The 18,804-nt window shown below is 66.0% G+C and carries 13 protein-coding genes; 4 read left to right on the top strand and 9 right to left on the bottom strand.

Annotated features, from left to right (window positions below):
* Window positions 1–9 precede the first annotated feature (9 nt).
* A complete protein-coding gene (locus XI08_RS45110; protein ID WP_271579373.1) occupies window positions 10–1,164 on the bottom strand; it encodes an iron-containing alcohol dehydrogenase in 1,155 nt (384 codons plus the stop codon).
* A gap of 395 nt (window positions 1,165–1,559) precedes the next feature.
* On the opposite strand from XI08_RS45110, the gene XI08_RS45105 reads away from it, so the two are divergent.
* The 3 genes from XI08_RS45105 (at window position 1,560) to XI08_RS45095 (ending at window position 7,411) form a co-directional block, all read left to right on the top strand.
* A complete protein-coding gene (locus XI08_RS45105) occupies window positions 1,560–2,777 on the top strand; it encodes an efflux RND transporter periplasmic adaptor subunit (protein ID WP_271579372.1) in 1,218 nt (405 codons plus the stop codon).
* A complete protein-coding gene (locus tag XI08_RS45100) occupies window positions 2,774–5,938 on the top strand; it encodes an efflux RND transporter permease subunit (protein ID WP_271579371.1) in 3,165 nt (1,054 codons plus the stop codon). Before XI08_RS45105 ends, XI08_RS45100 begins: the two co-directional genes overlap by 4 nt.
* A gap of 279 nt (window positions 5,939–6,217) precedes the next feature.
* Window positions 6,218–7,411, top strand: coding sequence for an ABC transporter substrate-binding protein (locus tag XI08_RS45095; RefSeq protein WP_271579370.1), 1,194 nt, complete (start codon window positions 6,218–6,220; stop codon window positions 7,409–7,411).
* A gap of 182 nt (window positions 7,412–7,593) precedes the next feature.
* On the opposite strand, the gene XI08_RS45090 is transcribed toward XI08_RS45095, so the two are convergent.
* From XI08_RS45090 to XI08_RS45075, 4 genes are read right to left on the bottom strand one after another with little or no spacing between them, the layout of a single operon-like run.
* Entirely contained in the window at window positions 7,594–7,980 is a 387-nt protein-coding gene (locus XI08_RS45090; protein ID WP_271579369.1) for an MAPEG family protein, read from the bottom strand.
* Window positions 7,981–8,007: 27 nt separating this feature from the next.
* Window positions 8,008–9,090, bottom strand: coding sequence for a lipocalin-like domain-containing protein (locus tag XI08_RS45085; RefSeq protein WP_271579368.1), 1,083 nt, complete (start codon window positions 9,088–9,090; stop codon window positions 8,008–8,010).
* On the bottom strand, window positions 9,080–11,542 hold the full coding sequence (locus XI08_RS45080; protein WP_271579367.1) for an ABC transporter permease: 2,463 nt from the start codon (window positions 11,540–11,542) through the stop codon (window positions 9,080–9,082). Before XI08_RS45080 ends, XI08_RS45085 begins: the two co-directional genes overlap by 11 nt.
* On the bottom strand, window positions 11,539–12,192 hold the full coding sequence (locus XI08_RS45075) for an ABC transporter ATP-binding protein (RefSeq protein WP_271579366.1): 654 nt from the start codon (window positions 12,190–12,192) through the stop codon (window positions 11,539–11,541). Before XI08_RS45075 ends, XI08_RS45080 begins: the two co-directional genes overlap by 4 nt.
* Window positions 12,193–12,335: 143 nt before the next feature.
* Between XI08_RS45075 and XI08_RS45070 the strand changes: the two genes are divergently transcribed.
* Window positions 12,336–13,670, top strand: coding sequence for an MFS transporter (locus tag XI08_RS45070; protein WP_271579365.1), 1,335 nt, complete (start codon window positions 12,336–12,338; stop codon window positions 13,668–13,670).
* A 212-nt stretch (window positions 13,671–13,882) separates the two neighbouring features.
* Here the strand turns inward: XI08_RS45070 and XI08_RS45065 are convergent, their stop codons facing one another.
* The 4 genes from XI08_RS45065 to XI08_RS45050 all read right to left on the bottom strand — a co-directional run bounded on the left by XI08_RS45065 (window position 13,883) and on the right by XI08_RS45050 (window position 18,610).
* Entirely contained in the window at window positions 13,883–15,601 is a 1,719-nt protein-coding gene (locus tag XI08_RS45065; protein WP_271579364.1) for an N-acyl-D-amino-acid deacylase family protein, read from the bottom strand.
* A gap of 190 nt (window positions 15,602–15,791) precedes the next feature.
* A complete protein-coding gene (locus XI08_RS45060; protein ID WP_271579363.1) occupies window positions 15,792–16,997 on the bottom strand; it encodes an MFS transporter in 1,206 nt (401 codons plus the stop codon).
* A 303-nt stretch (window positions 16,998–17,300) separates the two neighbouring features.
* The gene (locus XI08_RS45055; protein WP_027542232.1) at window positions 17,301–17,483 is read right to left on the bottom strand and encodes a hypothetical protein; all 183 of its coding nucleotides are present in this window, start codon (window positions 17,481–17,483) and stop codon (window positions 17,301–17,303) included.
* Window positions 17,484–17,572: 89 nt separating this feature from the next.
* Entirely contained in the window at window positions 17,573–18,610 is a 1,038-nt protein-coding gene (locus tag XI08_RS45050; RefSeq protein ID WP_027542233.1) for an MBL fold metallo-hydrolase, read from the bottom strand.
* Window positions 18,611–18,804 lie beyond the last annotated feature (194 nt).

Here is an 18,804-nt window from a genome sequence, read left to right as displayed (position 1 = left end):
GGCTTGAGGTTATGCGGCGAGAAGCAGGATTTCGCGCAATTGCGCGGGGCCGTCGATCTTGCGCGGGTTGCGGGGCACCCAGGGCGTGCGCATCGCCTGTTCAGCGATGGCGTCGAAATGCTCCGGCGACACGCGCACGTCCGCAAGGCTCCGTGGCATGCCGAGCGAGCGGATGAAGGCATCGAGCACATCGGCGGCGTTGTGGCCGGGAAAGCCCATGGCGGCAGCCACGATCATCTGGCGCTCGGCATTGTCGCGCGCGTTCCAGCGCATCACCGCCGGCAGCATGATGCAGGAGGTGTAGCCGTGCGGCACGTCGAAGGCCGCGCCCAGCACGTAGCCGATGCCATGGCTCGCTCCCATCGGCACGCCGGCCGCAAGCGCGCCCATCGACAGCCAGGTGCCGATCTGCGCATCCATCCGCGCGTCGAGGTCGGCAGGATCGGCCTTCACCCTCGGCAGCGCGTCGGCGAGCATGGCAAGGCCCTTGACCGATTGCGCGTCGGCATAAGGGTGCGTCTCGCGCGAGCAGATCGCCTCGACACAATGGTCCACGGCGCGGATGCCGGTGGACAGAAACAGCCATTCCGGCGTGTGCACGGTGATGGCGGGATCGAGGATGGTCGCGCGCGGCACGGTGAGCGGATGCCGCAGCATCTGCTTCACATGGGTGCTGCGGTCGGTGACGCCCGCGATCGAGCTGAACTCGCCGCCGGCAATGGTCGTCGGCACGCTGATCTGGCGCACGGCCGGCGCGTTCATCTCCGGCGCGACGCCCTTGTGCACGCGGATGCGCTCGATGCCGTCGATATCGACGATGCCGTTGGCAAGACAAAGCTGCACCGCCTTGGCGCCGTCGGTGATCGAGCCGCCGCCGACCGTGACGATCAGATCGGCGCCCACCTCGCGCGCCGCATTGGTAGCTGCGATCACCGCCTCGCGCGGCGTGTGCGCCGGCATGGCGTCGAACACGCCCGCGCAGCGCGCGCCCAGCGCCTCTCTGATCTTCTCGATCTCGTCGGTCTGCCGGTTCAGCGTGCCGGAGACCATCAGGAAGGCACGGCGCGTCCCCAGCCGGTCCATCTGCGCGACGATGGCGCCTGCCGCAGGATGGCCAAAGACGACCTCCTCGATCGCGCCGTAAACGACACGTCCCTTGTGCACGCCTGTCCTCCCGGACAATTCGTCTTGTTTTTGTAGAGGTAATCTAGCCGAGCGGCCGGCATCCGTCATGTGCGAAGACGCTGGCTTCTCTTCTCCCTCTCCCCGCCTGCGGGGTCAGGGTTGGGGTGAGGGGGCTCTCCGCAAGGGAGGCGACAGTCGGACTCGCGGAGACTCCCCCTCACCCCGATCGCATCTTGCGATGCGATCCAGCCTCTCCCCGCGAGCGGCGAAGGAGCGCCGTCTCTCTCCCTGTCAACCCATCATCCGGCTAGGTCCCCTCGCCGAGCATTGCGCGAGCCATCGTCTTGAAGATTTCATTATGGCAGCCCATCTTGTGTCCCCCGCGGGTAGGCGCGTACCCTGCGTTTTCTGCGGCTTTTATGCGAGGACCTGGGATGAGCGGACCGGACGGAAGCGAGCAATTTGTCAAAACGCACGATTTCGTTCGGCCGCGGCCTTACGCCATCGCCGGCCTTCTCGCCGCGGCGTTCGCGCTCACCGGTTGCGGACAGCCGGCCTCGCAAGCCTCCGCGCCGCCGCCTCCGCCGGTGACGGTCGCGCAGCCGGTCAAGCGCACCGTCACCGATTGGGACGAATTCACCGGCCGCTTCGAGGCGGTCGAGGAGGTGCAGGTGCGTCCCCGCGTCGGCGGCTTCGTCAACTCCGTCGAATTCCAGGACGGCGCTATCGTGCACCAGGGCGATCTGCTCTATGTCATCGACCCGCGTCCGTTCGAGGCGGTGGCGGAGCAGGCGGACGGCCAACTCTCCGATGCGCGCGCCAAGGTGGAGCTTGCCAAGCGCGAGCTCGACCGCGGCCTCAACCTGGTGCAGACCAGCGCCGTCTCCGAGCAGGTCGTCGACCAGCGCCGGCAGGCCCTGCAGGCCGCGCACGCGGCGGAAGTGCAGGCCGCGGGCGCGCTGAAGGCTGCCAAGCTCAACATCGAATTCACCCATGTGACCGCGCCCCTCACGGGCCGCGTCGGCCGCCATCTCGTCAGCCCCGGCAATCTCGTGCAGGGCAGCGATACCGGCACCTCGACGCTGCTCACCTCGATCGTCGCGCTCGATCCGATCTACGTCTATTTCGACATGGATGAGACGACGTTCATCAAATACAGCAAGCTGTGGTTCGAAGGTAAGCGCCCGAGCTCGCGCGATACGGCGAACCCTGTGCAGGTGACGCTGGCCGGCGAAACCAAGCCCTCGCATGAGGGCACCATCAACTTCCTCGACAACCGCCTCGATGTCTCCACCGGGACCCTGCGCAGCCGCGCGGTGATCAAGAACACCGATCTGTCGATCCTGCCCGGCCAGTTCGGCCGCGTCCGTTTGATCGGCAGCGCACCCTATGAGGCGCTGCTGATCCCGGATGTCGCCGTTGCGACCGACCAGTCCCGCAAGATCGTGTTCGTGGTCAAGCCTGATGACACCGTGGAAGCGCGTCCCGTGGTGCTTGGGCCGATCGACGACGGCCTGCGGGTGATCCGCGAAGGGCTGAAGGCCGACGACCGCATCATCGTCAACGGCATCCAGCGCGCCCGCGTCGGCGCCAAGGTGGCGCCGTCTCCCGCGCCAGCGCCGGCCGGCGGCAAGCCCGGTGACAAGTCATGAATCTTGGCCGTCTCTCCATCAACCAGCCCATCCTGGCGATGGTGCTGTCGATCGTGCTGCTGATCGTCGGCGCGTTGGCCTACACCACGCTGCCGGTCTCCGAATATCCGCAAGTGGTGCCGCCGACGGTCGTCGTCACCACGCAATATCCCGGCGCCTCCGCGCAGACCGTGTCCGACACGGTCGCAGCTCCGATCGAGCAGCAGATCAACGGCGTCGAGGACATGCTGTATCTCTACAGCCAGGCGACCTCGAACGGACAGCTGACGATCACCGTCACCTTCAAGCTCGGCACCGACCTCGACAAGGCGCAGGTGCTGGTGCAGAACCGCGTCGCGATCGCACAGCCGCAATTGCCGGACGAAGTGCAGCGCAACGGCGTCGTCACCCGCAAGAACTCGCCCGACATCCTGATGGTCGTGTTCATGCTGTCGCCCGACGACAGCTTCGACCAGCTCTACATCTCCAATTACGCGCTGCTCCAGGTCCGTGACCAGCTGCTGCGCATCGACGGCGTCGGCGACATCCAGATCTTTGGTGCGCGCGACTATTCGATGCGGCTGTGGCTCGATCCGGACCGGATCGCCAATCTCGGCCTGACCTCGACCGAGGTGCTGGCGGCGATACGTGCCCAGAACGTGCAGATCGCGGGCGGCCAGATCGCCGAGCCGCCGATCGCCGACCGCGCCTTCCAGCCGAATCTCGTTTTCACCGGCCGCCTGAAGGACCAGAAGCAGTTCGAGGACATCCTGATCAAGGCCGGCTCGGACGGCCGCACGGTGCGCCTGCGCGACGTCGCCCGCATCGAGCTCGGGGCGCTGGCGTATTCCACCAACAGCTTCCTGTTGCGCAAGTCGGCGGTCGCGATGCTGGTGACGCAGCGGCCGGGATCGAACGCGCTCGCGACGGCCAAACACATCTCCGACACGATGACGAGGCTCAAGGAGAGTTTTCCGAAAGGCCTTGACTACAATATCGGCTACAACCCGACCGAATTCATCGCGCAGTCCGTCCATGAGCTGATCAAGACCATCTACGAGGCCATGCTGCTCGTGGTCGTCGTGGTGCTGGTGTTCCTGCAGGGATGGCGACCCGCGATCATTCCGATCATCGCGATCCCGGTGTCGCTGGTCGGCACCTTCGCGGTGATGGCGGCGCTGGGCTTCTCCATCAACAATCTCACGCTGTTCGGCCTCGTGCTCGCGGTCGGTATCGTGGTCGACGACGCCATCGTGGTGGTGGAGAATGTGGAGCGCCATCTCGAGCACGGCCTGAGCCGGCGCGATGCCGCGCTCAAGACCATGGAAGAGGTCGGCGGCGCGCTGGTCTCGATCGCGCTGGTGCTGTGCGCGGTGTTCGTTCCGACTGCATTCATCGGTGGCATTTCCGGGCAGTTCTTCCAGCAATTTGCCGTCACCATTGCGGTCGCGACCGCGATCTCCTGCTTCTGCTCGCTGACGCTGTCGCCGGCGCTGGCCTCGCAGATTCTCACCCCGCATGAAGAGAAGCGGCCGCCGGCGAGCTGGAATGTTATCGCGCGCGGCTGGAATGCCTTCACCGGTGTGTTCAACCGCGTGTTCGACCGGCTGGCGCATGGCTATGCCGGCCTTGCGAATTTCGTGATCCGGCACTCGGTGGTGATGATCCTGATCTATGTCGTGCTGATCGGCAGTGCGGGCTGGCTGATCGTGACCACGCCGCAGGGCTTCATCCCGGCGCAGGATCGCGGCTACGTCATCATCTCCGTGCAATTGCCCGGCGCGGCCTCGCTGGCGCGCACCACGGAGGTCGTGCGCGAGATCGAACGGATCTCGCTGGATACACCGGGCATCATCCGCGTCGCTGCTTTCGCCGGCTTCTCCGGCGCCACGCGTACGCAGTCCGGCAATGCGGCCGCGCTGTTCCCGGTGTTCGACGAGCCCGAGGTGCGGCTGAAGAAGGGGCTGACCGCAAATGCCATCACCGGCGAGCTGCGCAAGCGCCTCGCCGTGATCCAGGGTGCCTTCATCATCGTGATTCCGCCGCCGGCCGTGCCCGGCATCGGCACCGGCGGCGGCTTCACCATCCGCATCCAGGACCGCCAGGGTCGCGGGCCCGAGCTGCTCGCCGCGGCCACCGACGAGCTCGTCGCCGCGGCGCGCAAATCGCCCTTGCTGCTCGCTCCGACGGTGTTCTCGCCGTTCTCAGCCAACACGCCGCAGCTGTTCGTCGACATCGACCGCACCAAGGCACAGAAGCTCGGCGTGCCCATCGCCAACATCAATGACACGATCCAGACCTATTTCGGATCGACCTATGTCAACGACTTCAACCTGTTCGGCCGCACCTATCACGTCACCGCGCAGGCGGACTTCCCGTTCCGCAAGGAACCCAGCGACCTCTCGCGGCTGCGCACGCGCAACGCCTCGGGCGACATGGTGATGCTCGGCAGCGTCGTCGAGTTCAAGGACGTCTCCGGCCCCGATCGCGTCGCGCGCTACAATCTCTATGCCGCGTCCGAGCTCCAGGGCGAGCCGGCGCCGGGCACCAGCTCGACCACCGCGCTCAACACCATCAAGCAGCTCGCGGACACCACTCTGCCGAGCGGCTTCACCTTCGAATGGACTGACCTCTCCTACCAGCAGGTCACCGGCGGCAATGCCGGTCTGCTCGTGTTCCCGATCTGCGTGCTGTTCGTCTATCTCGTGCTCGCCGCGCAATATGGCAGCTGGACGCTGCCGTTCGCGGTGATCCTGATCGTGCCGATGTGCCTGCTCGCCGCCACCATCGGCGTGCGCATCATGGGCCAGGACGTCAACATCCTCACCCAGATCGGCTTCGTCGTGCTGGTGGGACTGGCGGCGAAGAACGCGATCCTGATCGTTGAGTTCGCGCGCGACATCGAGAACGAAGGCAAGCCGCGGCTCGAGGCCGTGATCGAAGCCTGCCGCCTGCGCCTGCGGCCGATCCTGATGACGTCCTTCGCCTTCATCCTCGGCGTGCTGCCGTTGGTGATCTCGAGCGGCTCGGGCTCGGAGATGCGCCAGGCCGTCGGCGTCGCCGTGTTCTTCGGCATGATCGGCGTCACCCTGTTCGGCCTTCTGTTCACGCCGATCTTCTATGTGGTGGTGCGCAACCTGGCCGAGGGGAAGAACGACGGGAAGCCGAAGGCCGTTGGCTGACGGTAGTTCGTGTGGCCACCAGCGCATCAACACCCCTGGTGTCGTCCCGGCGAACGCCGGGACCCATAACCCCAGGGAGGAGTTGTAGCGCGAACCCGGCAACGACGAGTCTTCGCCAAACCCAATCCTGTGGCTATGGGTCCCGGCCTTCGCCGGGACGACACGATTTGTTCGGTACGCACCTTCATACTAACGGCCAACACGCAATGGATGGGCATTGCCGGGGTTCTTCACTAGTATCCGCGCGATTTCAAAACAGAACACTGCTGGAGCCAACACATGAAATCAGCCCTTCTCGCCGCCGTCGCAGCCTCGGCCCTGTTGCTGGCAGCGCCGGCCTCCGCGCAAGGCGTCAAGATCGGCATCCTCAACGACCAGTCCGGCGTCTATGCCGATTACGGCGGCAAATGGTCGGTCGAAGCCGCCAAGATGGCGATCGAGGACTTTGGCGGCGAGGTGCTCGGCCAGAAGATCGAGCTCGTCACCGCCGACCACCAGAACAAGCCGGATCTGGCGAGCTCGATCGCGCGGCGCTGGTACGACGTCGAGAACGTCGACATGATCACGGAGCTGACGACCTCCTCGGTCGCGCTCGCGATCCACGAGCTCTCCAAGGAAAAGAAGAAGATCGACATCGTGGTGGGCGCCGCGACCTCGCGTCTCACCGGCGATGCCTGTCAGCCCTACGGATTCCACTGGGCCTATGACACCCACGCGCTCGGCGTCGGCACCGGCGGCGCGCTGACCAAGGCCGGCGGCGACACCTGGTTCTTCCTCACCGCGGACTACGCCTTCGGCTACGCGCTGGAGAAGGACACCAGCGAGATCGTCATGGCCAATGGCGGCAAGGTGGTCGGCTCCGTGCGCGTGCCGCTCAATTCCTCGGACTTCTCCTCCTTCCTGCTGCAGGCGCAGAGCTCCAAGGCGAAGATCGTCGGCCTTGCCAATGCCGGTCTCGACACCACCAACTCGATCAAGCAGGCATCCGAGTTCGGCATCGTCGCCAGCGGCCAGAAGCTCGCCGGCCTGTTGATGACGCTCGCCGAGGTGAACGGCCTCGGCCTGCAGGCCGCGCAAGGCCTGGTGCTGACCGAGGGCTATTACTGGGATCTCAACGACAAGACCCGCAATCTCGGCGAACGCTTCCTCAAGCGCACCGGACGGATGCCGAGCATGATCCACGCCGGCACCTATTCGGCGACGCTGAGCTATCTGAAAGCGGTCAAGGCCGCCGGCACCAAGGATCCGGAAGCCGTCGCCAAGAAGCTGAAGGAGCTGCCTGTTGACGACGACTTCGCGCAGGGCGGCAAGGTGCTCGCGAACGGCCGCATGGTCCACGACATGTATCTGTTCGAGGTCAAGAAGCCCGCGGAGTCGAAGAAGCCCTGGGACTATTACAAGCTGCTCGCCACCGTCCCCGGCGACAAGGCGTTCTTCACCGCCAAAGACAGCGGCTGCCCGCTGACGAAGTGAGGGTGTGCATGTCGTCCTGGCGAAAGCCAGGACCCATACTCCCAGGGAGAAGTTGTGACGTGAGCTGCCAACCAAGAGTCTTCGCCAAACCACTCCCTGTGGTTATGGGTCCCGGATCGGCGCGCGCCTAGGGCGCGCTTGTCCGGGACGACGGCGGTATTTGTAGTCGCAGCTCGGCCCCCTCACACCATCCGCAACACCACCGCCCCGATCGCCCCCACCCACAGCGCAATGGCTGCGATGCCCTGGATCAGGAAGCCCAGGCCGCGCTTTGCGGCGGCCTTCGAATAGCCGATGAAATAGACGATGCGGCCGACGATCCAGATCGCGCCGATCCCAGCTGCGACGGCGTCGCTGATGTAGATCGCGAACAGCCAGAGCGAGGGCAGGACAATCGGCATCCATTCCAGCGTGTTCATCTGGATACGGAAGGCGCGCTCGAAATCCGGATGGCCCGACATCGCCGGCACCTTGACGCCGGTCTTGGTGCGCGAGCGAGACACGTTGATGCAGGTGAAGAGGTAAAATGCAATCGCCAGCAGCGTGACGAGGGCGGTGAGGTGATACATCGCTCGCTTCCTTGAAGAGGTCGCGCTTCAATAGCCGGTCAGCTCGAGATAGCCAACACCGTCATGCGTGCCGGCGAAGCTGATCGGCCCTTCCCAATAGGAGAAGCCGGTCCCCATCCAGGCCCTTGGATTGAGCGGCTTGCAGGAAATCGACAACGAGCGCGAGGGGATCGCGATCTGCCACTCCACCGGCAGCTTGCGTCCCGCGACCTCCGCCGTTGCCTTCGGCGTCATCTGGATGTCGCTACCCGCGATCATCTGCGTGCTGCCGGTGGCGGTGATCCAGTTGCCGAACGGATAGTCCTTGCCGTCCTTCTGCCGCAGCCGGTACAGCATCAGCTTGTCGCCGGATGCAAGATGCAGCGACAGCCAGTCCCAGCCGGTCTGGTCGGCGTCGAGCGGCTGGCTGCTCCACTCGCGGTCCATCCAGGCCTGCCCCGACACATCGACCGGCTTGTCGTCGATGGCGAGCGTGCCGCGCGCGCGGTAGAACGGCTGGCTGTAATAGTAGGAGGCCTGGCCGCGCTCGGACTTGCGGCTGAAGCCGCCATCGCCCTGCAATGCGACCGCACGATCGGCTTCCAACGTGAGCGCATAACTGAAATCGGGGCCGGAGGCCTTCAGCGTCAGCGGCGCCAGTGTGCGATCGTCGGTGCGCTCAAGACCCTTCATCTCCCAATCGTCGATCCACGCCGCGAACGGCTGTGCCGTGACGCCTGCCTGCCCGATCCCGCCGCGCGAAAACAGCTCGTTGAAGCGATGGGTGTCGGCGCGCGTCACCGCCGCATGCGCCATCCAGATTTGCTGATTGGCCCAGCCTTCCCCTTGCGGTCCCGGCTGCGCCGCCTGGCGGAACAGCGTCCATTGCAGGCCGCAAGGTGCGCCTCGGCTATCGACGAGGTTCGCCGTGAGATACCACCACTCGATGCGAAACTCCGGGTGCGGCCCGTGATCGGCGGGGAAGGTGAACGTCTTCCCCGGCGTGACCTTCGCAAAGCCGTCGGCGGTCTCGCCGAGCCCGGCATAGCCTTGCGCGCCGGCGCGGCGCGCAAGAGCGAGCGCGGCAATGCCGCCGGCAAACGCGCGCCGCGAGATCTTGTCAGCGCTCATTGGCAAACACCTTGACGAGGTTTGCCGGCTGCATCCGCGCCAGCCGCGCGACCGGCAGCGCTGCGGCAAGCAGCGAGGCGACCAGCGCGACCGCGACCAGCTCGACGAGTTGCAGCGGAAACACATGAAACGGCAGCCGCCAGCCGAACGCCTTCACATTGACGATCGCGATCAGGCACCACGCCACGAGCAGCCCGAGCGGCACGGCCAGCAGCGACGTGAACAGCGCCACCGACAGCGTCTTGGTCAACTCGATCGCGGCGAGGCGCGGCCGCGTGATGCCGACCGCCCACAGCGGCGCGAGCTGCGGCAGGCGGGAGTTGGCCAGCGTCAAGAGGCTGGTCAGCAGTGCGATGCCGGCCACACCGAGCGTGAACGCGTTCAGCGCCGATGTCACCGCAAAGGTGCGGTTGAAGATGCGGATCGACTCTGCCTTCACCGTCGCCTGGTCGGCAACGCTGCGGTCGTCGAGCGCAAACTGCTTCTGCAAGGCCGCGATCAGGCCCGGAATCTTGTCTCGTGGGACAATGAGCCCGATTCGAGTCTGCGGCGTCTGCGGAAATTGCCGGATCAGCGCCGCGACATTCACGGCGAGCTGTCCCTTGGGATTGCCGTAATCGGCATAGATGCCGACGATGTCGAGCTCCCAGATCCCGCCCGGCGCCGGCACCTCGACGACGTCGCCGACGCGAACGTTCAGGCGGCGGCTCAGCTGCTCGCTGATAAAGGCGGCATTGCCCGGCACGAGCCGGGTCCAGGCGCGCGGCGCAGTCTCCAGCAGCGGCCAGCGCTCGCGATAGAGTGCGTGATCGGGCAGGCCGAACAGCTCCACGGGTTGGCCTTGGACCTGCGTTTCGGCGCGTCCGCCCGAGAGAATGGCTTGAACCTCGCTGCGCTCCTTCAGCCAGTTGCGGATCGCGACGCCTTGCGCGTTGTCGGAGGCGCTGATGTAGACGTCGGCCGCGAGCCGTCCGTTGAGCCAGCCGACGAACGTGCGGCTGAACGTTTCCACCATGGTGGACACCCCGACATTGACGGCGAGCGCGAGCAGCAGCGCCATCAGCGCCAGCGACAACCCGGAGAGCTGCTGCCGGCTGTCCGCCCAGAACCACAGCGCGAGCGGTCCTCGCGCTGCGCGCTGGCCCACGCGCAGGATGATGTCGAGGAAGGCCGGCAGGATCAGCGCCGCACCCAGCATCAGCGCCGCCAGCACGCCAAAACCTGCGATCAGCGACTCGCCATAGCGAAGCAGCAGCAGCGCGACCGCGAACACCATGCACGCCGCAATGCTTTGCAGGATCAGCCAGCGGCGCTGCCTCTGCTGCCAGGCGTACGGCTGCGCCGTGGCCAGCACCGGCATCCGGATCGCCTTGATCAGGCTGGTCGCCGCCGCAACAAGCGCGCCGGCAACGCTGATGCCGATGCCGGCGAGCCACCATTCGGGCCGCAGCGTGAGCTCTCCAGGGATCTGCGCGCCATAAAGCCCGCGCAGCGACGCCGCGACGTCGGGCAACAGCGCAGCCGCGATGAAATAGCCGCAGACGAGCCCGATCAGTCCGGCGACCAGCGCCAGCGCCACCAGCTCGATCACCAGCACCGTATTGACCAGGCGCGCCGAGGCGCCGCAGGCCCGCAACGTGCGCAGCATCGGCAGCCGCTGCTCGAAGGCGAGCCCGACGGCCGAGTTGACGATGAAGAGGCCGACGAAGAACGACAACAGGCCGAAGGCGGTGAGGTTGAGATGAAAACTGTCGGTCAGGCGTTCCAGCTCCGTCTCCGCATTCGGCTCGACGCGTTGCAGCCGGTCACCGACGACGCTCGCCAGCGGCGCGGGCTTGCCCTTCGGCTTGCCGATCAGGAGGCGAGACACCTGGTCCGGCTTGTTCAGCAGCTTCTGCGCCACGCCGATATCGACCACCAGCACGCCGGGCACGAGTTGCGGCTGCACGTGCAGTGGCGGCAGCTTAGCGCCGCTGCTGATCGGCGGCGCCGCGCCTTCCTGCTCCTGCAAATCGCTCAGCGTCTCCTTCGCCACCAGCGTCCGGCCGGGCGGCGCGACGAAGCTGCTCAAATCCGCGGCACCAAGGCGCGGCGCGTTGCCGACATCCACCGGCAGCGTGACCGGCTCGATGCCGAGCAGCCGCACCGAGCGCCCGTTGATCTGGACGCGGCCTTCCAGCACCGGCGAGACCGGCCAGCCCGCGCGGCGGAGTTTTATGAACAGCTCCTGCGAAAAGGTCGCGGCATCAGGCGCGACCAGCATCGCCGTGCGCACGCCGCCGAACGTCGCCGCGGCGCGGTCATAGGCATTGCGGGCCTGCTGGTTGATCGCCTGCACGCCGCTCCACAGCGCGGTTGCGGCGATCAGCCCGATCAGAAGCGTCGCGAACTGCATCCTGTGCCGCCGCCAATGGCTCAGGAGCACCGCGAGGACCCACAGCGCGCGCTTCATGTGATCCGCCCCGCATGCAGAGTGAGGTGGCGGTCGAGCGTAGCGGCCAGATGCAGGCTGTGCGTCACCATCAGGAAGCCGCAGCCGGTGCGCGTGACGAGGTCGCGCGTCAGCGCCAGCACGTCCTCGGCGGTCGCTTCGTCCAGATTGCCGGTCGGCTCGTCCGCGAGCAGCAGCGAGGGTTTTGTCGCCAGCGCCCGGCCGATCGCGACGCGCTGCTGCTGGCCGCCGGACAGTTGCTCGGGATAGCGCGTCAAGAGGGTGCCGAGCCCGAGCCGTTCGACCAGTTCCCTGGACCAGGCCGCGTCATGCCGGCCGGCGATCCGCGCCTGGAAAGCCAGATTGTCCGCGACCGACAGGCTCGGGATCAGGTTGTACTGCTGGAATACGAGGCCGATCCGGTCGCGCCGCAAGCTCGCGCGCCCCGCGTCCGACAGCTTGGTGACCTCGGTGTCCGCGAGCCGGATCGAGCCGCCGTCGGCGGCGTCGAGCCCGGCGATCAGGTGCAGCAGCGTGCTCTTGCCGCTGCCGGATTCGCCGGTCAGCGCGACGCGTTCGCCGGCCTTGAGGTCAAGGTCGACGCCGCGCAGCACGTGGACCGGTTCGGCGGCCGAGGAGAACGTCTTGGAGAGATTTCGGATGCTCAGCACGATGAATGGCGCCGGACGGAATTAACGGAAATGCTGCGTAGCACACCTGCTGCGGAAATGCCGGGGTTGCGTTGCCGTCGAAGCCGTTGTTAGCTCCAACAACGGCCAAATCAAAAAACTGCCAAAAAGACACGGGGAGAACGATGAGCGCTCAGGGAACGCCCATGGTGGCGGGCAAGACGACGACATCCGGGGAAACACCGAAGGGCGCCTGGACGGTCACCTTTCTGCTGTTTCTGTTCATGCTGGTCAATTTCGCCGACAAGATCGTCGTCGGCCTCGCCGGCGTGCCGATCATGGCGGACCTCAAGCTCACTCCGGAGCAGTTCGGCCTGCTCGGCTCCTCGTTCTTCTTCCTGTTCTCGATCTCGGCCATCGTGGTCGGCTTCATCGTCAACAAGGTGCCGACGCGCTGGGTGCTGCTGTCGCTCGCGGTGGTCTGGGCGCTGGCACAGTTTCCGATGGTCGGCACGGTCTCCTTCACCACGCTGCTGATCTGCCGCATCGTGCTGGGCGCCGGCGAAGGCCCGGCGGCTTCGGTGGCGATGCACGCCATCTACAAATGGTTCCCCGACGAGAAGCGCACGCTGCCGACCGCGATCCTGTCGCAAGGCTCGGCCTTCGGCGTCATCCTGGCGGTGCCGGCGCTGAACTGGATCATCGTCAATCATTCCTGGCACTATGCCTTCGGCGCGCTCGGCGTCGTCGGCCTGATTTGGGTCGCGGCCTGGCTCGCGCTCGGCAAGGAAGGTCCGCTGGAGGACACGCGGGCCCTTGCCGCCACCGAGGCGAAAATTCCCTATCTTCAGCTTCTCACCTCGCGCACCTTCATCGGCTGCGTCGCGGCGACCTTCGGGGCTTATTGGGCGCTGTCGCTCGGGCTGACCTGGTTCACGGCCTTCATCATCAAGGGCCTCGGCTTCTCGCAGAGCCAGGCCGGCTGGATTTCGACCCTGCCCTGGGTGTTCGGCGCCACCATCGTCATCCTGACGGGCTGGATCTCGCAACTGATGATGGCCCGCGGCTCGACCACGCGCGTCGCCCGCGGCGTGCTCGGCTCGGTCCCGTTGATGGTCGGCGGCCTGATCCTGGCTGCGATGCCGCATGTCCAGGGCGCCGGCCTTCAGCTCGCCTTGCTCGTGGTCGGAACCGGCCTGTGCGGCGCGATCTACGTCGTCTGCCCGCCCATGCTCGGCGAATTCACGCCGTCGTCGCAGCGCGGCGCGATCCTGGCGATCTACGGCGCGCTCTACACGCTCTCGGGCATCATCGCGCCCGCCGTGATGGGCAGCGTGATCCAGCGCGCCGGCACCATGCTCGACGGCTACATGACCGGCTTCACAATCAACGCCGTGATCATGGTCGGCTCCGGCCTGCTCGGCCTGCTCCTGCTCTGGCCGAACACGGAAAAGGCCAGGCTGACGCGCGGTGCCGCCCCGAAGGCAGCGGCGCTGAAGGGTGTGGTGTCGCCGACGTAAGGTTGGCTGGCGCGCCACCTGCCCCAACCACAATTGTCGTCCCGGACAAGCGAAGCGCCGATCCGGGACCCATAACCACAGGCGGTGGTTTGGCGAAGACTCGGAGTTACTAACCTAGCTCCACAACCACTCCCTGTGGTTATGGGTCCCCGCGTTCGCGGGGACGACACTGGGATTGAGGCGCGGCTTTCGCGCCTCAGGCGCAGTCCCAGCTAGTTCGCCACTCCCTGCGCGCCCCGAATCAATTTTCCCGGCCGACGCCCAGTCGCCTCGCCGTGCCGCCGCGTCACCACGCCCGACACGATGGTCGCCTCATAGCCGTCGACGTCCTGCAGCAGCCGCCGTCCGCCGACCGGCAGATCGTAATGCACCTTCGGCGGATGCAGATGCAGGCGGTCATAGTCGATCACGTTGACGTCGGCCTTGTAGCCGGGCGCGATCAATCCGCGATCGGTGAGGCCGACCGAGCGCGCGGTCTTGCGTGATTGCGCCGCGACCACGAACGGGATGGTCAGCTTCTCGCCGCGCTTGCGGTCGCGCGTCCAGTGCGTCAGCAGATAGGTCGGGAAGCTCGCATCGCAGATGATGCCGCAATGCGCGCCGCCGTCGGACAGGCCCGGCACCGATTGCGGATCGATCAGCATTTCGCGCGTCGCATCGAGATTGCCGTCGGCATAGTTGAGGAACGGCACGTAGAGCATGCCGCGGCCTTCGTCCGACAGCATCGCGTCGTAGGCGAGCTCCTCGGGCCGCCGTCCCTGCTTGCGCGCCTGCGGGCCGAGCGCGTTCTCCGGCGGCTGCTCGTAATCGGGGGGATCGCCGAGCAGGAACATCTTGTCGTAGTTGGGCCGGAAGAACAGCGGATCGTCGGTCGCGGTCGCCGTCTCGCTCAGGATCGCCTGGCGGACCTCGCTCTGATGCAGCCGCGCCAGCCGCTCCTTCAGCGGCAGATGCGCGATTCGCGCGTAGCTCGGATGGGTTTGGAACGGATTGCGCGACAGCTCGAGGCCGAGCAGCAGGCCGACCGGGCGCGCCGCGATCTGCGCGGTGATGGAGAGGCCGCGCCTGGCCGCGGCATTGATCTCGTCCAGCGTCTGGCGCCAGCGCTGCGGCGCCTTGTCGTTCTGCGTGATCGAGAACGAGATCGGGCACTTCGTGGCATCAGCCACCCGCAGCATCATCGGCAGGTCTTCGTTGATGGTGGAGAGATCGAGCACGAATTGCAGCACGCTGCGGCCCTCGGCATGCATCGCGCCTGCAATCGCGGTGAGCTCGTCCTCGCCGGCCTTCAAGGTCGGCGTGAAGTCGCCGGTCGAGGTACGGTGATTGAGCGTGCGCGAGGTCGAGAAGCCGAGCGCGCCGGAACGCACCGCCTCGCTTGCGAGCTTCGCCATCGCGGCATTGTCTTCCGCCGTGGACGGATCGCGGCGCGCGCCGCGCTCGCCCATCACATACACCCGCAGCGCCGCATGCGGCAGTTGCGCGCCGACATCGATGTCGAAATCGCGCCTGGACAGCCAGTTCATGTAGTCCGGAAAACTCTCCCAGGCCCAGGGAATGCCGGCGCTCAGCACCGGCTCGGGAATGTCCTCGACGCCTTCCATCAGCTGGATCAGGCGGGTGTGGTCGGCAGGCTTGCACGGCGCAAAGCCGACGCCGCAATTGCCCATGATCGCAGTGGTGACGCCGTTCTGCGACGACGGCGTGATGTCCTGGCTCCAGGTGACCTGCCCGTCATAATGGGTGTGGACGTCGACGAAGCCCGGCGTCACCAGCTTGCCGCGCGCGTCGATTTCCTCGTTGCCTTTGCCGGAGACCTTCCCGACCTCGGTGATCCTGCCGCCGGTGATGGCGACATCGGCCTCGAACAATTCGCCGCCGCTTCCATCCGCGACGGTGCCGCCGCGGATCACGAGATCAGGATTGGTCATGAGGTTTCTTCCCGTTTTGTTTTGTTTCTTTTCGTCGTCCCGGACAAGCGCGCCCCAAGCGCGCGCCGATCCGGGACCCATAACCACAGGGAGCAGTTTTGCGAAGACTCGGAGTGACTAGTCTCGCGCTACAACTTCTCCCTGTGGCTATGGGTCCCGGCCTTCGCCGGGACGACGATCAAATTTGTAGCTACGCCTTGGCAGGCTTCCGCTCCGTGAACGGCGACAGCACCACGGTCGCCACCATGAAGATCACGGACGCCCCGAACACCCAGTGCGGCGCGCTCTGGTCCATGATCCAGCCGAACAGCAGCGGGCTGACGATGCCGCCGAGATTGAAGCCGGTGGAGACGATGCCGAAGGCGCGGCCGGCCGCGCCGGCAGGAGCCGCATTGCGGACCAGCATGTCCCGCGAGGGCGCGATCACGCCGGAGAGAAAGCCCGCCGCCATCATCGTCGCGGTCAAAGCCCAGCCTGGCAGCGTCACCAGTGCGATCAAGAGCACGATCGCCGCGTTCGCGGCAAAGCAGGCGGCGGCGACATAGCCGTGACGCTCGGTGTGGTCGGCGAGGAAGCCGCCCGCGAGCACGCCCGCGGCGCTGGCGGCGAGGAACGCGGTCAGTGCGACGTTGGCGATCGAATAGGAAGCGCCGTAGCCGCTCATCAGCGCCACCACGCCGAAATTGTTGATGCCCGCCACCGAAAGGCTGAGCAGCATGAATAGCGCGGTCAGCGTGATCAGCGCCGGCGTGATCACGGCCTGCTTCGGCGCGGTTTCGTTGCCCGGCTTTTTCTTGTGTGCGCCGGCCTCGGGGATGCCCATGGCCACCAGCAGCAGCGCCACCAGAATGGCGATCGCGCCCGATGCGATCAATGCACCGACGCCGCCGGAGATTGTGACCAGCGCGGCGACGATCGCCGGCGTCACGGCGCCGCCGAGATAGCCGGCAAAGGTGTGGATCGAGAAGGCGCGGCCCATCCGCGCTTCGTCCATGTGCTCGGCGAGGATCGCATAGTCGGCGGGGTGATAGACGCTGTTGGCGAGCCCGAGCAGCACGGCGCAGGCGATCAGCGAGGCGTAGCTCAAATGCAGGCCGAGCAGGATCAGCGCGAGGCCGCCGAGCGTGAGCCCGATCAGCAAGATCCTGCGCGCGCCAAAATGGTCGACGAGATAGCCGGTCGGCGCCTGCGTCAGGCCCGATACGACGGCAAGGGTGGTCAGCGCGAAGCCGAGCTCGACATAGCCGACGCCGAGCCGCTCCTTCAGGAACGGGAACAGCATCGGCAGGACCAGCAGATGGAAATGGCTGACCCAATGCGCGATCGAGATTCCCGTCAGGGTGCGCAGCGCGCTGTCCGCCTTGCCTTGCTGCGGTGCGGCGAGAACGTCGACCATTGCGGTGGTTTCACTCCCTGGGGGAGCGCAAACTATCGGGGACAGCGGTTATTTGTCCATGAACGCAGGCGCATGGCAGGTAGCGCGGGCGGGGCGTGAAGAACCACAGGGTGCCCCCACATCGTCGTCCCGGCGAAGGCCGGGACCCATAACCACAGGGCGTAGTTTGGCGAAGATTCGTCGTTCGGTATTGCGACCGATCACAATCGAGCGATCACGCGGTATGGGTCCCGGCCTTCGCCGGGACGACGGCGGAATTTGAAGCGCGAGCAGGTGCTTGAATCTCGTGTCGCCGAACGCCCCTCACAACGGCTCGTCATCGGGACCGTACCGGTCGCGCTTCGGTGTTGCGATGTCGCCGTCTTCGTAATCGTCGTCGTCGAGATCGCGCGGCAGCGGCTTCTTCGCCTTGTTGTCCGCCAGCTTCTCGCTGGCAGTCTTGGGCGGCTCGCTCGGCTTGGCGGTCTTGTTGGCGATCTTGGCCATGGCTGCTCCCGGATGGTGATGCTGCATCCGATCCTAGTCGCAATATGTGGGCAGTGCCCGACTTATCTCAAGAATGGCGCGCCGGGCCGTCAGTGCACCACCGGCCCGCCCGCCTTCTTCCAGGCATCGATGCCGCCGGCGATATGGGCGGTATTGGCGAGGCCTGCTTCCTTTGCCGCCGCGACGGCCATCGCCGAGCGTTCGCCGAAGGCGCAGAAGAACACGACGCGGCGGCCGGTGGCGGCTGCGACCTCGCGCAGCATGCCGCCGGGCTTCAGGCTCTCCTCGACGGACGGATAGGGCGTGTGCAGCGCGCCTTCGAGCATGCCGTGCTTGGCGCGCTCGTTGGTCTCGCGCAGATCGACCAGCAGGATGTCGGGCCGGCCGAGGATGCGGATCGCCTCGCCAGCGCTCAGCGCGCGGCCCTCCTTCTCCAGCTCCTCCTGATGCAGGCCGACGCGCATGTTGGCGGGCACCGCCACGTCCATCATCTTCGGATTGGGCAGCTTCAGGTTCGCCATCAGCTCGATATATTCGTCGACCGAGCGCACCTGGAGCCGCGGATTGTAGCGCTTCTCCTCGCCGATGGTGGAAACGGTGTCGCCCTTGTAGTCGTGCGCCGGGAACACCATCGTCTCGTCCGGCAGCTTGAGCAGGCGGTTGAAGATCGAATCGTACTGTGCGCGCGAGGAGCCGTTCTGGAAATCGGTGCGGCCGGTGCCGCGGATCAGCAGCGTGTCGCCGGTGAAGACGCGGTCGCCCATCAGGTAGGAATAGGAATCATCGGTGTGGCCGGGCGTGTACATCACGTCGAGCGACAGTCCCTCGATCGTCACCTTGTCGCCGTCGGCGACCCGCATCGCCACCACGTCGGCCTTGGTCTGGTCGCCCATCACGGTCATGCAATGGGTGCGGTCGCGCAGCTCGCCGAGCCCGGTGACGTGGTCGGCATGAAGGTGGGTGTCGACCGCCTTGACCAGCTTGAGGTCGAGCTCGCGCAGCAATTGGCAATAGCGGTCGACCTTCTCCAGCACGGGATCGAGGATCAGCGCCTCGCCGCCGGGGCGGCTGGCAAGGACGTAGCTGTAGGTGCCCGAAACACTGTCGAAGAGCTGGCGGAAGATCATGGCAAGACCCCGGCGTGGAGCTGATTGCAAATTCTACTACGGTTCGGGTCAAAAAGAGAAGTAATCCACTGTGAGTATGAGAAAATTTAGAAGATTCCTATTGCGGGGTAGTGGGCCCTTGGCGGTCATTCCGGGGCGATGCGGAGCAGGTGCCACAAGCTCGGCGTCGTCCCGGCGCAGGCCGGGACCCATAA

It is taken from the genome of Bradyrhizobium sp. CCBAU 11361 (genome assembly GCF_028128935.1).
Taxonomy (GTDB): domain Bacteria; phylum Pseudomonadota; class Alphaproteobacteria; order Rhizobiales; family Xanthobacteraceae; genus Bradyrhizobium; species Bradyrhizobium niftali.
Note: the sequence above shows the minus strand (reverse complement) of the source record. Positions and strands in the feature narration are given on the sequence as shown.